Below are 20,081 nucleotides of genomic sequence, written 5' to 3' on the forward strand. Positions count from 1 at the left end.
CGTCGCTCACATTACATCCCGTATTTTTCCTGCATCATTCCAGTTATTTCGAGCCTCGGACTTCCTGACGCAATTACGCTTCCAGTATCGCTTTGATACCTTTTGCGCTTCGCATCGCCGCGTCCCGGAAGTGATTTCCGGGGTTCAGCTCCCAGCGTACATCCACGCCGAGCTCCTGATAGTGCTGAAGAATCGCCTCCGTATTTTCCTGCACGGTCTTCAGCACCGCATGCTTCGTCTTCGCCTCGGCATCCCCTAACGACATGTAGAGCTTCTCCGGTTTCCGTATCGGCTCATGTCGAAGCACGTATTCCCGGAACTTCGGAAACCACAGGGAGCCGGACATGCTGGCCACCCGCGCGAAACAGTCGCAGCGGTACATCGCATAGAGTGCGAACAGTCCGGCCAGCGAGTACCCTGCGATGCCGACGTACGGCGCGCTTCCCCGGATCTTTTCTCTGGCTGCCGGCACGATGTACGACGCCAATGTCAAAAACAATCGGTAATGCTGAATTACAAAAAAATTCCCCGTCAGCTTCTGGCCATCTGTGTCAGGTACAGAAGCATTGCCCGATCAGCCGGGGACGGTGTATTACCGAAACGGATTCTGCTGACATCGAAGAGGATGCAGCCGCAGTGTCCGGGGAAGGTCGGGAAGCTGATGATTTTCAGGTAGGTGTCGATTTCCGGGGAATAATCGAGGATTTCCAGGGTCTCGCCATAGAGAGCGGAGCGCTCATAGGCGCGCAGCCACTTGGCGTCCATGTTAGGGAAGAGGCTGCCGAAGGAGGCACCGATCATGGTGTCGAGCGGCAGCTTCTCGAGCTCGGCCAGCGCGGGATTTCCGTAACGGAAGATCCAGTCCACGGCGTTGTTCTTCTCGTCGAAGACCATCTCGATGTCCGTGAACGCGAAGGGAAGGGTGTCAAAGACACGATAATGCTCCCGGAAATCCGTCTGTCCGGCCTCTGGAAGCACCTGCAGCAGGCGCTTCCTCCGCTCCCGGAGTTCTGACTGCAGCCAGGTCTTTTTACTGGCGACATAGTTAAGCTTTTCGCCGTTGTTCAGATTGACCGTATCCGTCACATCATGGATGGCGCGGACAGAAACCAGGGTACTCCGGTGGATCTTCACGAACTCCACGCCGAGCCGTGTCTCCAGCTGCGCCATGGTCACACGAGCCTCCTTGAGCTTCCCACCTGCCAGGTGAAACTCTGCGTAGTTTCGCCTCATCATAATATAGAGTATGAGCGCCGGATCCAGCTGACTGCCGTCCGAAAATGTAAGCATCTGCGCACCTCTCTGATCACCGTTCATAACACTGCCTCCTCTTTTTCTCTGATTTTACAGTATTAAAAAGAGGGACGCAATCCACCATTTTCTTCTCACGCCTCAAATCCGACCATCACCGAGCCCGGCTCTGCATAGTAGCAGCACAGTGCCCGCTCCGGATGGATCACGCCGTTGAAGAAACCGAACAGCTCCTCGATTCGCATCTTGAGCTGCAGCGCCGCCTCCTCGTTCTGGTTGTGTGCGATGACGACCCTGCCGCCCTTGTATCCGAGCTCCTTCATCTTCTCGAGAATCAGCGCCAGCGCCTTCTTGTCACCACGGCACTTGCCCTTGAAGTCGAGCGTTCCCTCCGGGCTCGCGGTCCCCACGATCCGGATGCCCATGAGGCCGATCCCCTTCGCGATCACGTGACTCACACGGCCGTTTTTCGCGAAATTATCCACCGAGGCCAGCGAGAAGTAAAGATGCGTCGTCTGGTGATAGGCCCGGATCTCCTCATAGATCTTCTCCGGTTCCATGCCTGCCAGAATCAGCTCGCGCGTCTTCTCTGCCAGCAGATATATCTCCGGGCCCGTCGACAGCGAATCCAGGACATATACCTTCGCCCCCGGATGCTCGCTCTCGTAGCTTTCCCCCGCGATCACTGCACTGTTGTGGGTCCCCGACATGGCCCCCGTCAGCGTGAGGCAGAAGATGACATCCGCATCGCCGAAGGCCTCCTCCCACTCGCCCGGACTCGGTGCCGCCGTGGTCGTCTTTCCCTTATAATCCCGGAGATGCTGCTGGAAAGCCGCGAGATCGATCTCCGCCGTATCCGCATAGTCCCGCTCGCCCACGATGATGTGCAACGGCACACTCGCGAACTCCACATCCTTCATCTCTAACAGATTTGCGGACGAATCCGCCACAATTCTCATCTTCATCGCTTTGTTCTCTAAATCATCGGTTTTCCGAAATCTTTTATCATGTTGTATAGTAGCCATTCCGCATCGTCTTGTCAAGCTATAGCAAAACTCTATTGCGGTTTTTTAAAACCCGATGTAAAATACTGATTATTGATTCGCCAGAAGCGGCACGACTTCCGTCTGCTCGTTCACAGGCAGACGCTTTGTATACACGAAACGGAGAAGCATTGGACCAGGCCGCACGATCGCGCTATTCATACACCGGGCACGAAGCGACTTGAAACACGCACATATTTAATGGGGGAAGAACAAATGAATTTACCAGCCAGAGATTTCCGGATGCCACGCTACGATGAGCTCCCGAATGTAGGACTCTACCTCGAGCAGACCGTCAAGTATATCAACGAATGCCTCTCACCGCTGAACATCCCGGTCACCTCCTCGATGATCAGCAACTACGTAAAGAAAGGCTACATCGACCGACCACTGAAGAAGCAGTACTACGCCGACCAGATCGCCTACGCGATCTTCCTCGTCCTCGTGAAGCAGGTCCTCGCGATGGACCACATCGCCTCGCTCATCGACATGCAGAAGAAAAGCTATCCGCTTCCGATCGCCTACAACTATTTCTGCATGGAGCTCGAGAAGAAGCTCATCATCCTCTTCGAGGACCGCGACGAAAGCCCGCTCCACACCGACGGCGTCTCCTTCGAAAAGAAGGTCCTCTACCGCGTCACCTCCGCCGTCGCCCAGGTCATCTACCTGAACGACCTCTTCCTGGCGTCCGACACCGCATCTTAAGAATTTCGTAATGGGGTCTGACCCCATAAACTTCGACTTTAGATTTTGTTTAGAAAAATTTAATGGGGTCAGACCCCATTTTCTGCAACGAAAAAGGGAATCCCTTCTGGTTACGAAAGGGATTCCCTCTTCTTTTACTGGTCCACGCCCAGCTTTCCGTAGCTGGACTGCACCTCATGTGCGATCTGGTGGCCGGTTGCTGCCGCACCCACCGTCGTCGCACTGGATTCTTCACTGATGCACGGATCGACCGGTGCCTTCGGTGCTGCCGGCGCACTGTGATCGACCGGCGTCGCATCCCCGATGCCGAGACTCTCACCGACGACGCCCAGGGTCGAAACGGCCTGGGTGATGTCGGACGGCATAAAGATTTTCGTCGCACGGCCATTGGAAACCTCCTTCAGTGCATCGAGTCCCTTCAGCTTCAGCACACCCTCACTGACCTGCGCACGGTTCAGACGCTCGATACCACGCGCCTCCGCCTCATAGACGAGGTCGATACTCTTCGCCTTACCTTCCGCCAGGGCGATCTGTGCATCTCGCTCCGCCTGCGCGGCGATGACCTTCGCCTGCTGGTCACCCTTCGCTCTGGTGACGACCGCTTCCTGATGCGCCTGTGCCTCGAGCACGGTCTGACGGCGCTCACGCTCTGCACGCATCTGCTTCGTCATGACCTCCTCGATCTCCTTCGGCGGCTGAATGTTCTTAATTTCGACTCTCGTGACCTTGATGCCCCACGGGTCCGTCGCCACATCCAGTGTCGTCTGCATGCGCGCATTGATCTGATCACGGCTCGTCAGGGTCTGATCGAGCTCCATGTCACCGATGATCGCACGCAGCGTCGTCGCCGACAGATTCTGAAGACCCGACAGCGGATTCTCTACGCCATACACAAAAAGCTTCGGATCCTGCACCTTCATGAACACCACCGAATCGATGGTCATGGTAACATTATCCTTCGTGATCACCGGCTGCGGCGGGAAATCCAGCACCTGCTCCTTCAGGCTCACCTTCTTGATGACCCTCTGCACGATCGGAATCTTAAAGTGAAGACCCGCACCCCAGGTACCGCTGTACTGCCCCAGCATCTCCGTCACATACGCATGTCCCTGCGGCACGATGCAGATCATCCGCATCAGCACCACGATGACTAAAAGCAACAATACAAGTACAACCATATAAGCCACGCTCCTTTACTGCACTTAAAATAGTATCTGTCCACTATTATACAGAATTTCGAAGCCAATTATGTGGTATTTCGTAATTTTCAGATATAGTTCCTGTAAATTAAGAATTTCGTAAAAGGTAACAGTTCCGGTCTCGGAGTACTGTGCCTCCGTTGCCGCCCCTCCGGGCCCCCTGCCTGCACAGTGACAAAAGAACGAGGGCGTTTCCGCCCTCGTCCATTTCTTCCTCAGCAGCTCTCCCGGATCTTCAGTTCTCCCGGGAAGATCTGCTGGAATCTTGTCTTCTTTTCTTTCGGTTTCGATGCCCCGCCGTCCGACGTTTCTGCGCTTCCGTCGCTCGCCTTTCGCGCAGCATCCTGCCGTTCCGCAATACTGCCGCCAGCCAGCTTCGCGGCGACTTCCTTCTCGCGCTCTTCGAGGAGCCCGAGGAGGGCGTGCATCGAGGCTTCGGCCATCTCATCCACCGGCTGCTGCAGTGTCGAGAGCGCCGGTGTCAGATAGTGTCCGATCTCGAGGCCGTCGAAGCCGATGACCGCGACATCCTCCGGCACGCGTATGCCCTGATCGCGAAGCGCCCGGAGACAGCCGATCGCGATGGAGTCCGCGATGGCGAAGATTGCGTCGAACTTCGTGCCCGACTGGACCAGGTCCACCGTCCGCTGATATCCATTCTCATAGGTATAGGTCTTCTGAATCGAGATCGGTCGACAGATCAGTGCCGGATCCGGCTCGATGCCATGCTTCTCGAGCGAATGCAGGTAGCCCTCGAGACGGAGCATACCGTTACTGATATCGGATTCCGCATCGCTGAGAAGCGCGATCCGCTTCCGTCCCTGCTCGATCAGGTAATCCGTCACCTTTTCAGCTTCCGCCCGGTCATCGATCGCCACATAGGAGTACTCTGCGAAGGCCTTTCGATCCGGAACGGCCACCGAGCAGAACACGAACGGAACCGTCAGACGCTTCAGGCGCTCCACCGACTGTACCGGATTTCCACCGAGGAAGATGATGCCGTTCAGACGCTTCTCCTTCTCGAGCAGCGCCGCGAGCTCGGTCTCATCCTGCTCCTCCTCGACATGCTCGAGCACCAGGGCGTAATCATGATCCGAGCACTCCTTCTCAAACACCTTGATCATGCTCGTGAAGAAGGGGTTCGTGATGCCCTTCACGAGGACCGCGATGTTTCGTGCGTCATTCAGCTTCAGATTCCGTGCCGAGTTGTTCGGCACGTAACCATACTGATCGATGATCTCCTGTACCCGGCGCTTCGTCTCCGGACTGATGTCATAGTGGTTATTGATCGCTCGCGACACGGTCGACACACTGATGCCCGACAGTTTGGCAATTTCCTTGATTGTCAGTTTCTTCGCTGCCATAGCTTTCTACTTTCTGATACGCTGACTCTCCTCCGTCATTCGCCGGATCTTCTCCGCGCATTCCTTTGAAAAATCTTTCTCTGTAAAACGGAAGGTCCAGTTCTGTCCGAGCGTCGACGGCGTGTTGATGCGCGCCTCTGCCCCGAGAGCGAGGTAATCCTGCATCGGGATGATAGCGGTCTCCGGCTTCGCAGCCAGCGTCATCTCGATCAGCGCGTCGGTGTAGTCCGACTGAAGGAAGTCCCTCGTCACGCTGCTGTCCTCGGCGAGCTCCGCCTCGGAACGCGGGCGCACGTTCACTTCCTCTCCCTTCCCCTGCTTCCACGCAGTATAATATCGAATCGCAAAATCACGGTCAACCGGAGAGATCTCACGCACCCACGCAGCCAGCGTCTGATTGTCGTGTGTACCCGTATAGCAGACCGCATTGGCCGGCCAGGTGCACGGACGGTAGTCTCCGCTCTCGCGCGAGTCGAAGCCGAACTCCAGCAGCTTCATCCCAGGATAGCCGGTGTCCTCGACGAGCTTCCGCACCGTGTCGGTCACATAGCCGAGGTCCTCTGCGATGATCCGCTTCTCTCCGAGCGCCTCCTTCAGCGCATTGAAGAGGCCAATGCCGGGGCCCTTTTCCCAGTGACCACCCGTCGCATCGCTCGCACCCGCCGGGATCGCGTAGTACTCGTCGAAGCCGCGGAAGTGATCGACACGCACCACGTCGAAGAGATCGAAGCAGCGGCGCATCCGGGCGATCCACCAGTGATAGCCCGTCTTCTTATGATAGTCCCAGTCATAAACCGGATTACCCCAGAGCTGGCCAGTCGCCGAAAAGCTGTCTGGCGGACAGCCCGCGATCTGCTTCGGCTGTCCCTCCTCATCAAGCTGGAAGAGCTCCGGATGCTCCGTGAAATCCACAGAATCGCTCGATACGTAGATCGGGATATCACCGATGATGGCGATGCCCTTTTCATTTGCGTAGGCCCGCAGGCGCTTCCACTGCTTGTCAAACTGATACTGCGTGAAGCGGTAGAAATCCTCCGGGTAGTCCGTCTTCGCAGCCATGAACTGCGCGTAGGCCGGCAGCCAGTGCACCGTATGCTGGATAAACTGACGATACGCTTCCTTCTCCTCCGCCTCGGGCGCAACATTGCCCTCCCCGCTTGTCCGCTCCTCGAAACGTTCGAACGCCTTCAGGAGCAGCGGGAAGCGACCGAGATACAGCTTCTCATAGCTGATCCGCGAAGCATCCGCGCCGAAATCCACCGCCTCGCACTCCTCGCGCGTCAGCAGCTCCTCATCGATCAGCGTCTCGAGATCGATGAAATACGGATTGCCCGCGAAGGTCGAGAAGCTCTGATACGGCGAGTCGCCATAGCCCGTCGGCCCGATCGGAAGCACCTGCCAGTAGGTCTGCCCGCTCGCCGCGAGGAAATCCACGAAGCCGTAGGCCTCCTTTCCGAGTGTTCCGATGCCATACGAGCCGGGAAGTGCGAACACCGGCATCAGGATACCTGCTGCACGGCCCCAGATCTGCTCCCTTACTTCCTTTTCCATACGTCTCCCCTTTTCTCTCTGGTAAAATCTATCTGCATCTGTTTTCGTCCAATGCCTCCGACGGAGCGCACTTCTCCTTCCGGAGAGGGGCTCCACCGTTCATGCATTCCATTACCGCGCCACAGATGCACGGCATGATCAACCCTTGACAGCACCCGCTACGACACCCTCGATGATGTACTTCTGGCAGCATGCATAGAAGATGATGATCGGAATGATCGACAGCACCAGGACTCCCATCATAGCGCCCATATCGACGGAGCCATAGCCGCCCTTCAGGTACTGTACAGCGATCGGGATGGTCTTCCACTTCTTGAGGTCGAGGACGAGGGACGGAAGCAGGTAGTCGTTCCATACCCACATGGTCTCGAGGATCGCGACCGTGATGCAGGTCGGCTTCATGATCGGCATCACCACATAGAAGAAGGTCTGAAGCGGTGTGCAGCCGTCGATCATCGCGGCCTCCTCGATCGCGAGCGGCAGGGACTTGACGAAGCCCGTAAACATGAAGACCGCGAGGCCGGCACCGAAGCCGAGGTAGATAAATACGAGGCCGAGCGGATTGGACAGCTTCAGCATGTTCGCGATCTTACTGAGCGGGAACATAACCATCTGGAACGGCACGATCATCGAGAAGAGGCAGAGGAAGTACATGCCAGCCGTGAACTTCGAATGCACACGCGTGATGTACCATGCGCACATCGAGGTGCAGAGGACGATGACGGCAACCGCAAGCACCGTCACGAAGAGGGACACAAACGCTGCCTGGATGAGGCCGGTCTTCTGGATACCAGAGATGTAGTTGTCGAAGCCGACGAAGGACTTCGCGTTCGGAAGTGCGAACGGCTTCTTCGAGATATACGCCTTCTTCTTGAAGGAGTTCAACAGCACCAGCAGGATCGGATATACGTAAAATACAGAAAGGATACTGAAGAATACCGTTAAAAAGGTACTTAATTTCTTGTTCTTCATATTACTGCTCGACCTCCTTCCGACGGGACAGATAATTCTGGGTCAGTGCCACTGCGCCGACGATGATGAAGAAAATGACGGCTTTCGCCTGGCCGACACCCTCCCAGCCGTTTCGACCATAGAAGGTGGTATAGATGTTCATGGCGAGCATCTCGGATTTCTGAGACGGCTCACCGTTTGTGAGCGCCAGGTTCTGATCGAAGAGCTTGAAGCCGTTCGTCAGTGTCAGGAAGGTGCAGACAGTGATGGATGGCATCAGCATCGGCAGGATCACGTAGCGGAGCTCCTGCCACTTGTTCGCGCCATCGATACGGGCAGCCTCGAGGAGGTCACTCGGGATATTCTGGATACCGGCGATGTAGATGATCATCATGTAGCCGACCTGCTGCCAGAGCATCAGGATGACGAGGCCCCAGAAGCCGTAGGTCGCGCTGTAGGTCAGAGTACGCATCCAGATCGCGAGGATACCATTGAGAAGCAGGCTCCAGATGTAACCGAGGACGATACCGCCGATCAGGTTCGGCATGAAGAAAATCGTACGGAATAAGTAATTGCCCTTGATTTTCGCGGTCAGTGCCATCGCTACGGCGAAGGCGAGGAAGTTGATGAGGATGACCGTCACGATCGTGAACAGTGTGGTGTACCACAGAGAGTGCACGAAGGTCGCGTCGCCGAAGACCTTTGCGTAGTTGATAAAACCGACGAATTTCGCATCGGTGATGGTTGTGAACTTACAGAACGACAGCCAGATGCCGACGAGAAACGGTGCGATGAAGCCGACCGTGAAGGCCGCCAGCGTCGGCAGCACGAAGATCGGCATATAACGTTTGATCGCTTTTTCCATGTTGAACCCCTTTTCTAAAAAAATCTCCGGCAGATCAATCTGCCGGAGACCACAGCTACGAATCTTACCGGATCAGCTGTTTCGTTTTAAATTATGAATTTGCGTTCTTGTACTCCGTTGCCCAGTTGTCGACGAATGCGGTCTTTACTGCATCCCAGTCGCCGGTACCCTGTGCATACTCAAGCATTGCAGAACCAAGTACGTTCTTCCACTGCTCACTCGGCATCGTGGTAAAGTTCCATGATACAGGGGTCTTATCCTTGTTGAACTCATTCGCTGCAACAACGAGTGGGTTTGCCGGAAGGTAATCAGCGAAGGTAGAGAACGGAGTGACGAAGCCCATCTCCTTGGAAAGGGACTCACGACCTGCGTCAGACTCTACAACCCACTTCAGGAAATCGAGGGTTGCCTGCTTATCTGCATCGCTTGCCTTATCGTTTACGCACCAGAAGTTCTCGGAACCTGTGCAGGTACCCTGGCTTGCATCGTCTACACCGAAGTAGATCGGAAGGATGCCGAGATCCTCGTCTGCAACCTCGTTGCCCTTGATGTCGTTGTATGCCCATGTACCATTCTGATAGAATGCAGCCTCGCCGAGTGCGAACTCAGAAGCGGCATCATCACCGGTCTTACCAGAGAGAAGTGAAGGCTCTGTGGTGGAATCTGTGATGTAAAGATCAAATACGTTCTTGAAGTTGTCGAGGTAGGTTCCCTTGATGGCATCGGTGGAGCCGATGTTGTCATCCTTGTACTCGTAGTAGATCGGCAGGTTTGCGAGGTGGGTCTTGAAACGCCAGTCAGAGGAGGAATCGAAGCCTGCGGATGTGAATGCGCCCTCGATACCGAGCTCATCCTTCTTCGCCTGCATATCGTCTGCGACTTCCTTCAGCTTATCGAAGCTGTTCAGCTCAGAGATATCGCTGATCTTCGCACCATCGAGTGCGATGTAGTCATTGAGGATCTTCTTATTATAGATGATGCCGTAGGTCTCGATAACGTAGGCGATACCCTTTACGACGCCGTCTCTGTTCTTCAGAGCGTAATCCTCACTCTCGAGATCCTTGAATACATCGGTATCCTTGAGATCCATGCAGTAGTCATCCCATGTTGCGAGACCGACCGGACCGTTGACCTGGAAAAGGGTCGGAGCCTCGGACTTCGCCATCTCGGACTTCAGTGTCTGCTCGTAGGTTCCGGACGCTGCGGTCTGTACATGAACCTCTACACCTGTCTCATCGGTATACTTCTTTGCGAGGTCTACCCACTGATCTGCCTGCTCCGGCTTGAAGTTGAGGTAGTAAACCTTACCACCGCTTGCTGTCTGCTCTGCTGGTGCGGCTGCCTCGGTTGCTGCCTCGGTCTTCGCTGCCTCCGTCGCAGCTGCCGTCGTGCTCGCGGTGTTCGAACCACCACAACCTGCCAGCGCTGTCACTGCCATCGCAGCGGTCAGACCCAGTGCTGTGAAACGTCTCATCTTCTTCATAACATATCCTCTCTGCCCTTCGGGCAAGCTCGAAGCCGCGCCCATCGCTGCCTCGATTATGATGTGTGTCACCTGAGCTCTTCCGCACGTTCTGCCTTGAAGCATTTTGTGCAGATTGACCAGGCGATTCGCTCTCGCGTTCTCCGGTATGTTTCCGTTAACGTTACCGGTAACGTTTCCGATAACATATATTTAACACTTTTCACCAAATAGTGCAATACTTTTTAAAAATAAATATTATATTTTTTATTCAAAATGGCAGGGGCCCCGAAAGGTCCCTGCCATTTTGAATTATGCCCGACCGTTGCACCCGTTCCACAGCTATGCAGCGGCGGTGCCTGGGAATCTTATATCGCCCCTCACATCACTTTCCGAGCTGCCAGATGTCACGATCGTACTCCGCGATCGTCCGATCCGAGGAGAACAGGCCGGCCTTCGCGATGTTCACGAGGCACTTGCGGCGCCAGCCCTGCGGATCGCAGGCGTAGTCGCTGAGCGCCTGGTTCTTGCGCACGATGTAAGCATTGAAATCCGGAAGCGTCTGGAACCAGTCCTTATGGATGAGCTCGTCGTGCAGACGGCAGAGGTTCTCTGCATGGCCGGCCGCCAGCATCTCCGGGCCGGTCAGGAAATCGATCGCCCGGCGGAGGTTCGGATCGCCCTCATACCACTGCTCTGCGATGTAGTCCCCTGCAGCGTAGCGGTGGATGACCTGATCGGAGGTCTGGCCGAAGATGTAGACATTGTCCTCGCCCACCTGCTGCGCGATCTCGACGTTCGCACCGTCCATCGTACCGAGCGTGAGCGCGCCGTTCAGCATGAACTTCATATTGCCGGTACCGGAGGCCTCCTTCGACGCGAGACTGATCTGCTCCGAGAGATCGCAGGCCGGAATCAGCTTCTCCGCCGCGGTCACGTTGTAGTTCTCGATGAAGACGAGCTGCAGCCACTTCGACACGACCGGATCTGCCGCGATCACCTTCGACAGCACGAGCAGCGCATGGATGATGTCCTTCGCGATGATGTAGGCCGGCGCCGCCTTCGCGCCGAAGATGCTGACGAGCGGGGTCGCCGGCAGATGCCCCGCCTTGATCTCGTGGTACTGGTGGATGAGGTAGAGCAGGTTCAGCTGCTGCCGCTTGTACTCGTGGAGACGCTTTGACTGGATGTCGAACATCGCGCCCGTGTTCACCGTCACGCCCTGGGTCCGGCGGAGCCAGTCGGCCAATGCTTCCTTATTTTCTGTCTTCACTTCGCGGAGCTCCTCGAGCACCGCGGCGTCATCTGCGAAGTGAAGCAGCTTCTCGAGCTCGGACGCATCCTTGCGGAAGCCCGTGCCGATGTGCTTCTCCAGCACCGCGGTGAGGCGCGGATCGCACTCCAGGAGCCAGCGACGGAAGGTGATGCCGTTTGTCTTATTATTAAACTTCTCCGGGTAGAGCTCGTAGAAGTTATGGAGCTCGGTGTTCTTCAGGATCTCCGTATGCAGCGTTGCGACACCGTTCGTGGAATGCGTGAAATGGATGTCCATATGTGCCATGTGGACGACATCGTCCTCGTCGATGATGGCAAGCGACGCATCCTCCGAGCGGGTCCGTGCCAGCGCATCCAGCTTCTCGATGATCGGCATCAGCTGTGGAACGACCGCGTCGAGGTACGCACGCGGCCACTTCTCGAGGGCCTCTGCGAGGATCGTGTGGTTCGTATAGGCGCAGGTCTTCGTGACGATCTCCACGGCCTCCTCGAAGTCGATGCCATGCTCGCCGAGCAGGCGGATGAGCTCCGGGATGACCATGCTAGGGTGCGTGTCGTTGATCTGAATCGCCGCGTAGTCCGCGAGATCATGGTAGTCACAGCCACGGGTCGCACACTCTGCGAGAATCAGCTGCGCGCCGGCGGACACCATCAGATACTGCTGGTAGATACGGAGGCGACGGCCGGCCTCGTCAGAATCGTCCGGATAGAGGAACAGCGTCAGGTTCTTATCGATGGCGGTCTTATCGAAGGCGATGCCGTCATGGACGATCCCCTCGTCGATGGTATCGAGGTCGAAGAGGTTCAGTGTGTTCGTGCGGCCCTCGTAGCCGGTCACGGCGAGCTTATAGAGACGCGCGGTATAGGACTTCCCCGCGAGCTCCACCGGGTAGGTCACGTCGGTTTTCTCCGCCCAGCTGTGCGCAGTCAGCCATGGGTCCGGCTTTTCGTTCTGGATATCGTTCTCGAAGGACTGGTGGAACAGGCCGAAGTGGTACCGGAGGCCGATCCCGTCGCCCGGCAGGTTCAGTGTCGCAAGCGAATCCAGGAAGCAGGCGGCGAGACGGCCGAGACCGCCGTTGCCGAGGGAAGGCTCCGGCTCAACCTCCTCGATGTCGGACAGCTTCTTCCCTGCGGCTGCCAGCGCGTCACGTACCTCATCATACAGCCCGAGGTTGATGAGGTTATTTGACAGGAGCTTTCCGATCAGGAACTCCGCACTGATATAGTAGAGCTTCCGGCCATGCACCGGCTTTACACGCTCCGCACTCTTCGCCCGCACCAGCTCCAGCAGCGCGAGATACAGCTCCTGATCGCTGCAGTCCACAAGTGCCTTCCCACTCAGCTTCTCTAACGTCTCTGTAATATTCATAAGATCCTCCTTTAAGCGGATGTCTGATTTTCTATCTATATCAAGATATATCACATAAAACAATCATTTACTTGCCAGATATTCTCAAATTATGGTACGATTCTATCATCGAGCCAGCAGGGGGCCGGAGGACCGGCAACAGAAACACAGTACTGCGCGCTCGGAAGACTCTAAGCCGGGACCCCTAAGCGGCACTAGGCCCTCTGCAATCGCTGAGTTTTCTTGATGAAAACTCAGCGTTGACAGAGGGTTCCAAGGAGAGATAACACCAAGTGCCGCTAAGGGAACCCGGCTTGATTCTTCACGACCGCTTCGTATGGTTTCTGTTGCCGGTCCTCCGGACTCCCTCCTGACTTCACTGTAGAAATCTACTGATGTTAGGAGCAAACAATGAAGAATCAGGCATCCCTTCAGGAGACGAAGCAGCATGGTGCGCTGCGTTTTCCCTTCAATATATATCCTTGTACGATTCCGGGGGATTTTCCGCAGGTGGCGCTGCACTGGCACGAGAATATGGAGCTGGTGTTTGTGAAGCGGGGCGAGGGGATCATCCAGGTCGGTACGGCGAGCTTTCCGGCGCAGATGGGGGACATCTTCGTGTTCGTGCCAGGGACGCTGCACGCGCTTCGCCAGGCTGGCGACCAGACGATGGAGTACGAAAATATCATCTTCGATCTCGAGCTTCTCGGCGGTACGGATGATCTCTGTGCGGAGAAGTACCTGCTGCCGCTCGAGAGCGGTCGCCTGCCGCTTCCAGTACATCTCGCGAAGGGGGATCCCTCTTACCGGAGCGCTGCAGCCTGCCTGCGCGAAATCGAGGAGGTGAACCGCACCCGCTTCAGCGGCTACGAGCTCATCATCAAGGCGGATCTCCTCCACTTCCTCGCCATCCTGATCCGGGAGGAGCAAACCAGGCTCCCGGCGGAGACCGCCGATACCCTGCGCTTAAAGACGATCCTGCAGTGGCTCTCGGCTCACTACACTGAAGCCCTGCGTGTCGAAGACGCCGCCGCGGTCTGCTCCTTCAGCAGCAGCCACTTCATGCGCTGGTTCCGCCAGATGACCGGTCAGAGCTTCATCGCCTTCCTGAACGACTACCGCCTGAACCTCGCCGCCGACGCCCTCCGCACCACCGACGACAGCATCCTCGCCATCGCGACCGCGTCCGGCTTCGCAAACCTCTCCTACTTCAACCGCGCCTTCAAGGCCCACTTCCAGATGACCCCGCGGACGTACCGAAAGAGATAAATCAAGTAATCATTCAACGGTCTTCGACATAAACGTTCAGCAATCGACTTCGACGCCCGTCTGATTTCCAAGAGTTATCCTGCCCCCGGCCGTCTCTGGGTTTGCCTGCCCGCCCCATGAACAGCCTCTATCCTTTTGCATATTGGCCCCACCCCATGCAGGCAAACCCTGAGACGTCGCCGTCCTATTCGCCTTCGGCTCAGACTGCGCCGGAAGACATCAGCCGGATCCGCATTCCTGCCATCCTGTACGCCTTCGGCACAGATACCCCATCATATCTAATTTGATTTGATTTTGAAAATATTGGATATGTTTTTGATCCTAAAAAGTCGGAGGGGAGCGAAAACTATCCAATCTAAGGTGATTTCATAAATATTGGATATTAAACACCTATTTTTATAAGAGCGCCCCATGCCCCCAGTATCCAGCTTTTAAAAAAAGACCGATTATTGGATATACGTTTAAAGAAATTCTTCTCTAAGTCATGAAAATGCATATCCACTATATTTAAAAACAAAGAATATCCGATAGTACGCATATATGCGTATGTCTGATTTTCCGAAAAATCATCCAATAACTGCCTTATTTTGAAATCGTGGATATTTTTGCCTCACACGCAAAAGAGACAACATATGTTGAAAATATCCACGATTACGAAATCTGGCCATTATTGGATAGTCCCATCCATTCCCCCTGATTTCAACCGGTTCAGTCATATAAATTTCCGGGCCGCGCGCAATAGTTAGCGAATCATCGATCAACATTCTCGCGCGGCAGCGTCAGATACGAGAGGCAATCAATCCATAAAAAGGCAACGTCTTTCCACGTGCGACGGCGTCAAATTTTTGTTTGCCTGCATGGGGCGGGTTCAAAATGTAAATGAATAAAGCGTGTAGCTCGGGGTGGGCAGGCAAACAAAAAGAGACGCCCGGCACAGGTGTCTCTGAAAAACATTTGGCGTGATAAAAATCATCATCGCCTATACTATGATACAAAAACGGCCCCCGGAGGGACCGTCAGTGTTTACTTCTTCAGCCAGCTCATCATCTGACGGAGCTCTGCGCCGACCTTCTCGATGAGAAGATCTGCTTCCATACGACGCTTTGCGAGGAAGTGTACCTTGCGGCCGCCGTTTGGATTCATCTCCGTGAGGAACTCACTTGCGAAGGTACCATCCTGGATCTCGGTGAGGACTTTCTTCATCTCCTTACGGGTCTCCTCAGTGATGAGACGCTTACCGGTGCGGTAGTCGCCGTACTCCGCGGTGTTGGAGATCGAGTAACGCATCTTGGAGAAGCCGCCCTCGTTGATGAGGTCGACGATCAGCTTCATCTCATGGCAGGTCTCGAAGTACGCCATCTCCGGCGCATAGCCAGCCTCAACGAGTGTATCGAAGCCCGCGTGGATGAGCTCACAGACACCACCACAGAGAACCGCCTGCTCTCCGAAGAGATCCGTCTCGGTCTCCTCCTTGAAGGTGGTCTCGAGGATACCCGCACGACCAGCGCCGATGCCGGAAGCGTAAGCAAGTGCGGTGTCCTTCGCCTTGCCGGTGAAATCCTGCTCGATACAGATCAGGCTCGGAACGCCCTTCCCCTCGACATACTGGCTGCGAACGGTGTGACCAGGTCCCTTCGGTGCGATCATGATGACGTCGACGTTCTTCGGCGGCACGATGGTCTTGAAGTGGATGTTGAAGCCGTGCGCGAAGGCCAGGGTCTTGCCCTCGGTCATGTACGGAGCGACCTGCTTGTTGTAGATATCTGCGCAGAGCTCATCCGGCACGAGCATCATGACGATATCGCCGGCCTTGGCTGCCTCCTCGACCTCCATCACATGGAAGTTCGGGCAGGTCTCAGCGAACTTCGCCGCCTTCTCCCAGTGACCGGAGCCCTTACGAAGACCGACCACGACATTCACGCCGCTCTCTGCGAGGTTCTCGGAATGCGCATGGCCCTGTGAGCCGAAGCCGATGACCGCGACAGTCTTTCCATCCAGTACACCGAGGTTACAATCTGAATCATAGTACTTCTTGATCGCCATTTCTTTTTCTCCTTTTCTCTTTTCCTGTTCTAAATGCTGGTTAACAGTTTTTATTCATAAAAGCCATCGACTCCGCGCCCTAAACTCGGGCTGATGAAGCCCGACTTTAGCCCCTTCGGGGAGCAGAGCACAGCTCTGCTGGAGGTCGTTCCGGAGTTTGCTTGATGCAAACTCCTACACTTTCGCTGAAAAGCCGCGAAGACTGCTTTTACTGACGTATTTTCGGCCAATGCCTCCGACCGCTTCGATCATCGTCCGGCCTTTCATCCCCGGCTCCAGCGCTTCTGCGCCTCGAGCCGGCTCATCGATGCACTTCTTAATTCTCCTCGTCCCCGAAGATGTGATCCGTGCCGCGCTCGAGTGCGGTGATGCCGGTCCGGCACATCTCGAGCACCTCGTAGTTCCGCATCATGTTGAGGAAGCCCTCGACCTTCTCCGGCTTACCGGTGAGCTCCATGACGAGACTGTCCGGGGAGAGATCGATGATCTTCGCCTTGTAGACCCCAGCGATGTCGCGGAGGCTCGGCAGATTATCCTTATCTGCGCGGACCTTGATGAGCAGGAGCTCCCGCTGCACACTCGCCGTCGCAAGCTCATACACCTCGCGCACATCCTCGAGCCGCCGTGTCTGGAGCAGCAGCTGCTTCAGCTTCTGCTCGTCGACGTGGACCGTGATCGTGATCCGCGCGATGCCCGGATCCATGGTCTCCGAGGTCGTGATGCTGTCGATGTTGAAGCTCCGGCGATTAAACATATTCGAGATTCTCGCCAGCACACCGTAGCGGTTCACCGCCAGGATGCTGATGACCCTGCGGGGATACTTATACTGATGCTCCATCATACCTGCCCCCTTTCGTCGTCCGTCATGGTGATATCCTGCACCGTGCCTCCCGGCGGAATCATCGGCAGCACCTTCTCATTCTTATCGATACGGCACTCGATCCAGCTCGGGCCTTCGTTGGTCAATGCTTCTGCCAGGGCTGCACGGAACTCCGCCATGGTTTCACAGCGGTAGCCCTTCGCGCCGAAGCCCTCAGCGAGCTTTACATAATCGGTCTTCCGCTCCGGATCCGTACTCGAGTAGCGCTTGCCGTAGAAGGCCGTCTGCCACTGGCGCACCATACCGAGCACCTGGTTGTTAAAAATGATCGTGATGATCGGAAGCTCGTAGCTCACCGCCGTACACGCCTCGTTCAGGTTCATATGGAAGGAGCCGTCACCCGTGAAGTGGATCACGCGATGCCCGTTTCCGAGCGCCACCTGCGCACCGACCGCCGCACCGTAGCCGTAGCCCATGGTGCCGAGACCGCCACTCGTCAGGAAGCCGCGTGGCTTCGTGTGAAGCACGTACTGTGCCGCCCACATCTGATGCTGACCGACATCGGTGACGTAGGTCGTATCCGGTCCGGTCATCTCGCAGGTCTCGCGGATGATCTGATGCGGCTTCAGGACCGTCTCGCTGTCCTTCGGCTGATAGTCGGCCGCCTGCCACTCCGCGATCTGGGTGAACCAGTCCGGATGCTCGGCAGCATTGACCAGCGGAAGCAGCGCCTGCAGCACCACGGCCGCATCGCCGACCACCGAAGCGTCGACGAGGACGTTCTTATCCACCTCACTGGCATCGATATCGATCTGCACGATCTTCGCACCAGCCGCGAACTTCTCCGGGTTCAGGGCAACACGATCCGAGAAACGGGCACCGATCGCCAGCACGAGGTCTGCCTGGTCGACCGCCTTGTTCGCGGTGTAGGTGCCATGCATCCCGATGAGACCGAGGTTCCGCTTGTCCCCGTAGTTGAGGACACCGGCTGCCATCAGCGTATAGGTCGCCGGCATGTCCGCCTTCGCGATGAGATCGCGCAGTGCCTGACAGCTCGCCTCGCTGACCGCGACACCGCCACCGAAGTAGACCACCGGACGCGTCGCCTGGTTGATGAGCTCCGCAGCCCGGGCGAGATCCTCAGCATCGACCTCGGTATTCACCGTAATCTCCGCCGGCTTCTTCGGCGTAAACTCACAGCTCGCCGCCGTGATGTCCTTCGGGATATCCACGAGCACCGGTCCCTTACGCCCACTCTGCGCGATGCGGAACGCCTCCCGCATCGTATCCGCGAGATCCTCGACCCGACGCACAGTGTAGTTGTGCTTCGTGATCGGCATCGTGATTCCCTCGATATACGCCTCCTGGAAGGCATCGCGCCCTAAGACCGCGGTGCCGACATTGCCCGTAAAGGCGACCATCGGCACGTTATCCATGTAGGCCGTCGCGATACCGGTGACGAGGTTCGTCGCACCCGGACCGCTGGTTGCCAGCACGACGCCCGTCTTTCCGGTCGCCCGTGCATAGCCGTCCGCCGCGTGGCTCGCGCCCTGCTCGTGCGCCGTCATGATGTGGTGGATGCGATCCTGGTTACGGTACAGCTCATCGTAGAGGTTCAGCACCGCACCACCCGGATAACCGAACAGTGTATCGACGCCCTGCTCCACCAGCACTTCTACAAATATCTGAGAGCCATTTAAAATCATGACTTTTCCTCCCTAATTTAAAACACCTGCCTTACACAGCTCGATAAACTGCTTCGCGACACGCGGGCTTCGTCCGCCGGCGCGGATCGCGAAGGCCTCCGCCCGTACGATCAGCTTCTCCGGATCGTCCTCCACGCCGTACTGTGCGGCGAGGTCCGTGACGATCTGCACGAAGCGGCTCTTGTCCGGCTGCCCGAAGGTCACCGTGAGGCCGAAGCGTGCCGCGAGGCTCATCAGCTCCTGACGCGTATCGCTTTCGTGAATGTCGCTGCCCTGCCGGTCCTCGAGCGTCTCCTTGATGAGATGCCGCCGGTTGCTCGTCGCGTAAACCGCGATGTTGCCGGCGCGGCCCCCGACGCTTCCCTCGAGGATGGCCTTCAGCGCGGCGAAGTTGTCGTCGTTCGTCGTGAAGCTGAGGTCATCGATAAACAGGATGAACTTCAGCGGGTTCGCCGCGAGCTGATCCATGAGATCCGGGATCTGGTAGAGCTGGTTCTTCTTCACCTCGACGAGGCGCAGGCCCCGTGCCGCATACTCGTTCGCGATCGCCTTGATGGCACTCGACTTGCCGGTGCCCGCATCGCCGTACAGCAGCACGTTGTTCGCCGGACGTCCATCCAGCAGCGCCTCGGTGTTCGCGATGACCTTCTCACGCTCCTTCTCGTAGCCCGGCAGCTCGGAAAGCCGCTGCGGATCCGGATGCTTCACCGGCACCAGCCGGCCATCCTCCACCACGAAGACGTGGTTCCGCGCGAACATGCCGTATCCCCTCGTGCTGATCTCCTGCATGCGCTTCGCATACTCCGTCGGCAGTGCGCCCGCCTCGGTGACCCACGCGACGAAGTAGTCCGGCGCGGCACTCATCTCCGCCGTCAGCTCTTCCAGGGTCAGCGCAGACAGCTCGTTCAGAAGTGCCAGCTCCCGCTGCAGACTGTCACTGAGGACGGCACTGAGCTCGCCGTGGGCCTGTCGCCGCACGCAGATGTTCTCACTCTCCAGCACCGCAGTGCTGAGGTACTCCGTCCAGTTCTCTGTCTTCTCAAACAGCCGGTGCTCGAACGCCGCACAGGCCGTGGCGAAGGCATCGCCGTCGTCCAGCTCCGCGCTCGCCAGCATCCGCTGAAACGCCGCGATCACCGGATCCTGCAGCAGCTCACGGAACACCACGAGACTGCTTAAACGCTGATTCATATAATGCAGATTCATCCTTCTCCACTCCCTTCTCT

16 protein-coding genes are annotated in these 20,081 nt (G+C 56.7%); 2 read left to right on the forward strand and 14 right to left on the reverse strand.

What is annotated here, in order from left to right; translation table 11 throughout:
- Positions 1-73 precede the first annotated feature (73 nt).
- From ACTQ52_RS06800 to ACTQ52_RS06810, 3 genes are all read right to left on the reverse strand, one after another.
- Positions 74-499: an alpha/beta hydrolase-fold protein gene (locus ACTQ52_RS06800; RefSeq protein ID WP_441982147.1), complete on the reverse strand. Its 426-nt coding sequence runs from the start codon at positions 497-499 to the stop codon at positions 74-76.
- Positions 500-531: 32 nt separating this feature from the next.
- Positions 532-1,317, reverse strand: coding sequence for a LytTR family transcriptional regulator DNA-binding domain-containing protein (locus ACTQ52_RS06805; RefSeq protein WP_441226826.1), 786 nt, complete (start codon positions 1,315-1,317; stop codon positions 532-534).
- Positions 1,318-1,385: 68 nt separating this feature from the next.
- Positions 1,386-2,216 carry a DegV family protein gene (locus ACTQ52_RS06810; protein ID WP_441982148.1) on the reverse strand — a complete coding sequence of 277 codons (831 nt, stop codon included), beginning with the start codon at positions 2,214-2,216 and terminating at the stop codon, positions 1,386-1,388.
- A gap of 294 nt (positions 2,217-2,510) precedes the next feature.
- On the opposite strand from ACTQ52_RS06810, the gene ACTQ52_RS06815 reads away from it, so the two are divergent.
- A complete protein-coding gene (locus ACTQ52_RS06815) occupies positions 2,511-2,999 on the forward strand; it encodes a DUF1836 domain-containing protein (protein ID WP_410043531.1) in 489 nt (162 codons plus the stop codon).
- Between the two features lie 134 nt (positions 3,000-3,133).
- Here ACTQ52_RS06815 and ACTQ52_RS06820 read toward each other — a convergent pair whose 3' ends face one another.
- From ACTQ52_RS06820 to ACTQ52_RS06850, 7 genes are all read right to left on the reverse strand, one after another.
- Positions 3,134-4,177, reverse strand: a complete 1,044-nt coding sequence (locus ACTQ52_RS06820) for an SPFH domain-containing protein (RefSeq protein WP_441982149.1) — start codon at positions 4,175-4,177, stop codon at positions 3,134-3,136.
- Between the two features lie 236 nt (positions 4,178-4,413).
- On the reverse strand, positions 4,414-5,562 hold the full coding sequence (locus ACTQ52_RS06825) for a LacI family DNA-binding transcriptional regulator (protein WP_441982150.1): 1,149 nt from the start codon (positions 5,560-5,562) through the stop codon (positions 4,414-4,416).
- 6 nt (positions 5,563-5,568) lie between these two features.
- The gene (locus ACTQ52_RS06830; protein WP_410043528.1) at positions 5,569-7,113 is read right to left on the reverse strand and encodes a 4-alpha-glucanotransferase; all 1,545 of its coding nucleotides are present in this window, start codon (positions 7,111-7,113) and stop codon (positions 5,569-5,571) included.
- A gap of 138 nt (positions 7,114-7,251) precedes the next feature.
- Positions 7,252-8,085 (reverse strand): carbohydrate ABC transporter permease, encoded by an 834-nt coding sequence (locus tag ACTQ52_RS06835; protein WP_410043527.1) that lies wholly within the window; start codon positions 8,083-8,085, stop codon positions 7,252-7,254.
- A 1-nt stretch (position 8,086) separates the two neighbouring features.
- A complete protein-coding gene (locus ACTQ52_RS06840; protein ID WP_410043526.1) occupies positions 8,087-8,929 on the reverse strand; it encodes a carbohydrate ABC transporter permease in 843 nt (280 codons plus the stop codon).
- A gap of 91 nt (positions 8,930-9,020) precedes the next feature.
- Complete coding sequence (locus ACTQ52_RS06845; protein WP_410043525.1) at positions 9,021-10,412, reverse strand: ABC transporter substrate-binding protein; 1,392 nt, start codon at positions 10,410-10,412, stop codon at positions 9,021-9,023.
- Between the two features lie 364 nt (positions 10,413-10,776).
- Positions 10,777-13,038, reverse strand: a complete 2,262-nt coding sequence (locus ACTQ52_RS06850; RefSeq protein WP_441982151.1) for a glycogen/starch/alpha-glucan phosphorylase — start codon at positions 13,036-13,038, stop codon at positions 10,777-10,779.
- 390 nt (positions 13,039-13,428) lie between these two features.
- Here ACTQ52_RS06850 and ACTQ52_RS06855 point away from each other — a divergent pair, with 390 nt between their 5' ends.
- On the forward strand, positions 13,429-14,286 hold the full coding sequence (locus tag ACTQ52_RS06855; protein WP_441982152.1) for an AraC family transcriptional regulator: 858 nt from the start codon (positions 13,429-13,431) through the stop codon (positions 14,284-14,286).
- Positions 14,287-15,309: 1,023 nt separating this feature from the next.
- Here the strand turns inward: ACTQ52_RS06855 and ilvC are convergent.
- From ilvC to ACTQ52_RS06875, 4 genes are all read right to left on the reverse strand, one after another.
- Positions 15,310-16,329: a ketol-acid reductoisomerase gene (gene ilvC, locus ACTQ52_RS06860; RefSeq protein ID WP_410043521.1), complete on the reverse strand. Its 1,020-nt coding sequence runs from the start codon at positions 16,327-16,329 to the stop codon at positions 15,310-15,312.
- A 316-nt stretch (positions 16,330-16,645) separates the two neighbouring features.
- Positions 16,646-17,170: an acetolactate synthase small subunit gene (gene ilvN, locus ACTQ52_RS06865; RefSeq protein ID WP_410043520.1), complete on the reverse strand. Its 525-nt coding sequence runs from the start codon at positions 17,168-17,170 to the stop codon at positions 16,646-16,648.
- On the reverse strand, positions 17,167-18,855 hold the full coding sequence (gene ilvB, locus ACTQ52_RS06870; protein WP_441982153.1) for a biosynthetic-type acetolactate synthase large subunit: 1,689 nt from the start codon (positions 18,853-18,855) through the stop codon (positions 17,167-17,169). The genes ilvN and ilvB overlap by 4 nt, the downstream gene beginning before the upstream one ends.
- A 12-nt stretch (positions 18,856-18,867) precedes the next feature.
- On the reverse strand, positions 18,868-20,061 hold the full coding sequence (locus tag ACTQ52_RS06875; protein ID WP_441982154.1) for an ATP-binding protein: 1,194 nt from the start codon (positions 20,059-20,061) through the stop codon (positions 18,868-18,870).
- Between the last annotated feature and the right edge of the window lie 20 nt (positions 20,062-20,081).

Origin of the sequence: Oribacterium sp. Sow4_G1_1, from assembly GCF_052116105.1 — a bacterium.
Lineage (GTDB): Bacteria > Bacillota > Clostridia > Lachnospirales > Lachnospiraceae > Oribacterium.

Coding starts and splice junctions, on each gene's coding strand:
- ACTQ52_RS06855 (WP_441982152.1), top strand. CDS start 13,429: ATGAAGAATCAGGCATCCCTTCAGGAGACGAAGCAGCATGGTGCGCTG.
- ACTQ52_RS06840 (WP_410043526.1), bottom strand. CDS start 8,929: ATGGAAAAAGCGATCAAACGTTATATGCCGATCTTCGTGCTGCCGACG.
- ilvN (WP_410043520.1), bottom strand. CDS start 17,170: ATGATGGAGCATCAGTATAAGTATCCCCGCAGGGTCATCAGCATCCTG.
- ACTQ52_RS06875 (WP_441982154.1), bottom strand. CDS start 20,061: ATGAATCTGCATTATATGAATCAGCGTTTAAGCAGTCTCGTGGTGTTC.
- ACTQ52_RS06825 (WP_441982150.1), bottom strand. CDS start 5,562: ATGGCAGCGAAGAAACTGACAATCAAGGAAATTGCCAAACTGTCGGGC.
- ilvC (WP_410043521.1), bottom strand. CDS start 16,329: ATGGCGATCAAGAAGTACTATGATTCAGATTGTAACCTCGGTGTACTG.
- ACTQ52_RS06850 (WP_441982151.1), bottom strand. CDS start 13,038: ATGAATATTACAGAGACGTTAGAGAAGCTGAGTGGGAAGGCACTTGTG.
- ACTQ52_RS06820 (WP_441982149.1), bottom strand. CDS start 4,177: ATGGTTGTACTTGTATTGTTGCTTTTAGTCATCGTGGTGCTGATGCGG.
- ACTQ52_RS06845 (WP_410043525.1), bottom strand. CDS start 10,412: ATGAAGAAGATGAGACGTTTCACAGCACTGGGTCTGACCGCTGCGATG.
- ACTQ52_RS06830 (WP_410043528.1), bottom strand. CDS start 7,113: ATGGAAAAGGAAGTAAGGGAGCAGATCTGGGGCCGTGCAGCAGGTATC.
- ACTQ52_RS06835 (WP_410043527.1), bottom strand. CDS start 8,085: ATGAAGAACAAGAAATTAAGTACCTTTTTAACGGTATTCTTCAGTATC.
- ACTQ52_RS06815 (WP_410043531.1), top strand. CDS start 2,511: ATGAATTTACCAGCCAGAGATTTCCGGATGCCACGCTACGATGAGCTC.
- ACTQ52_RS06805 (WP_441226826.1), bottom strand. CDS start 1,317: ATGAACGGTGATCAGAGAGGTGCGCAGATGCTTACATTTTCGGACGGC.
- ACTQ52_RS06810 (WP_441982148.1), bottom strand. CDS start 2,216: ATGAAGATGAGAATTGTGGCGGATTCGTCCGCAAATCTGTTAGAGATG.
- ilvB (WP_441982153.1), bottom strand. CDS start 18,855: ATGATTTTAAATGGCTCTCAGATATTTGTAGAAGTGCTGGTGGAGCAG.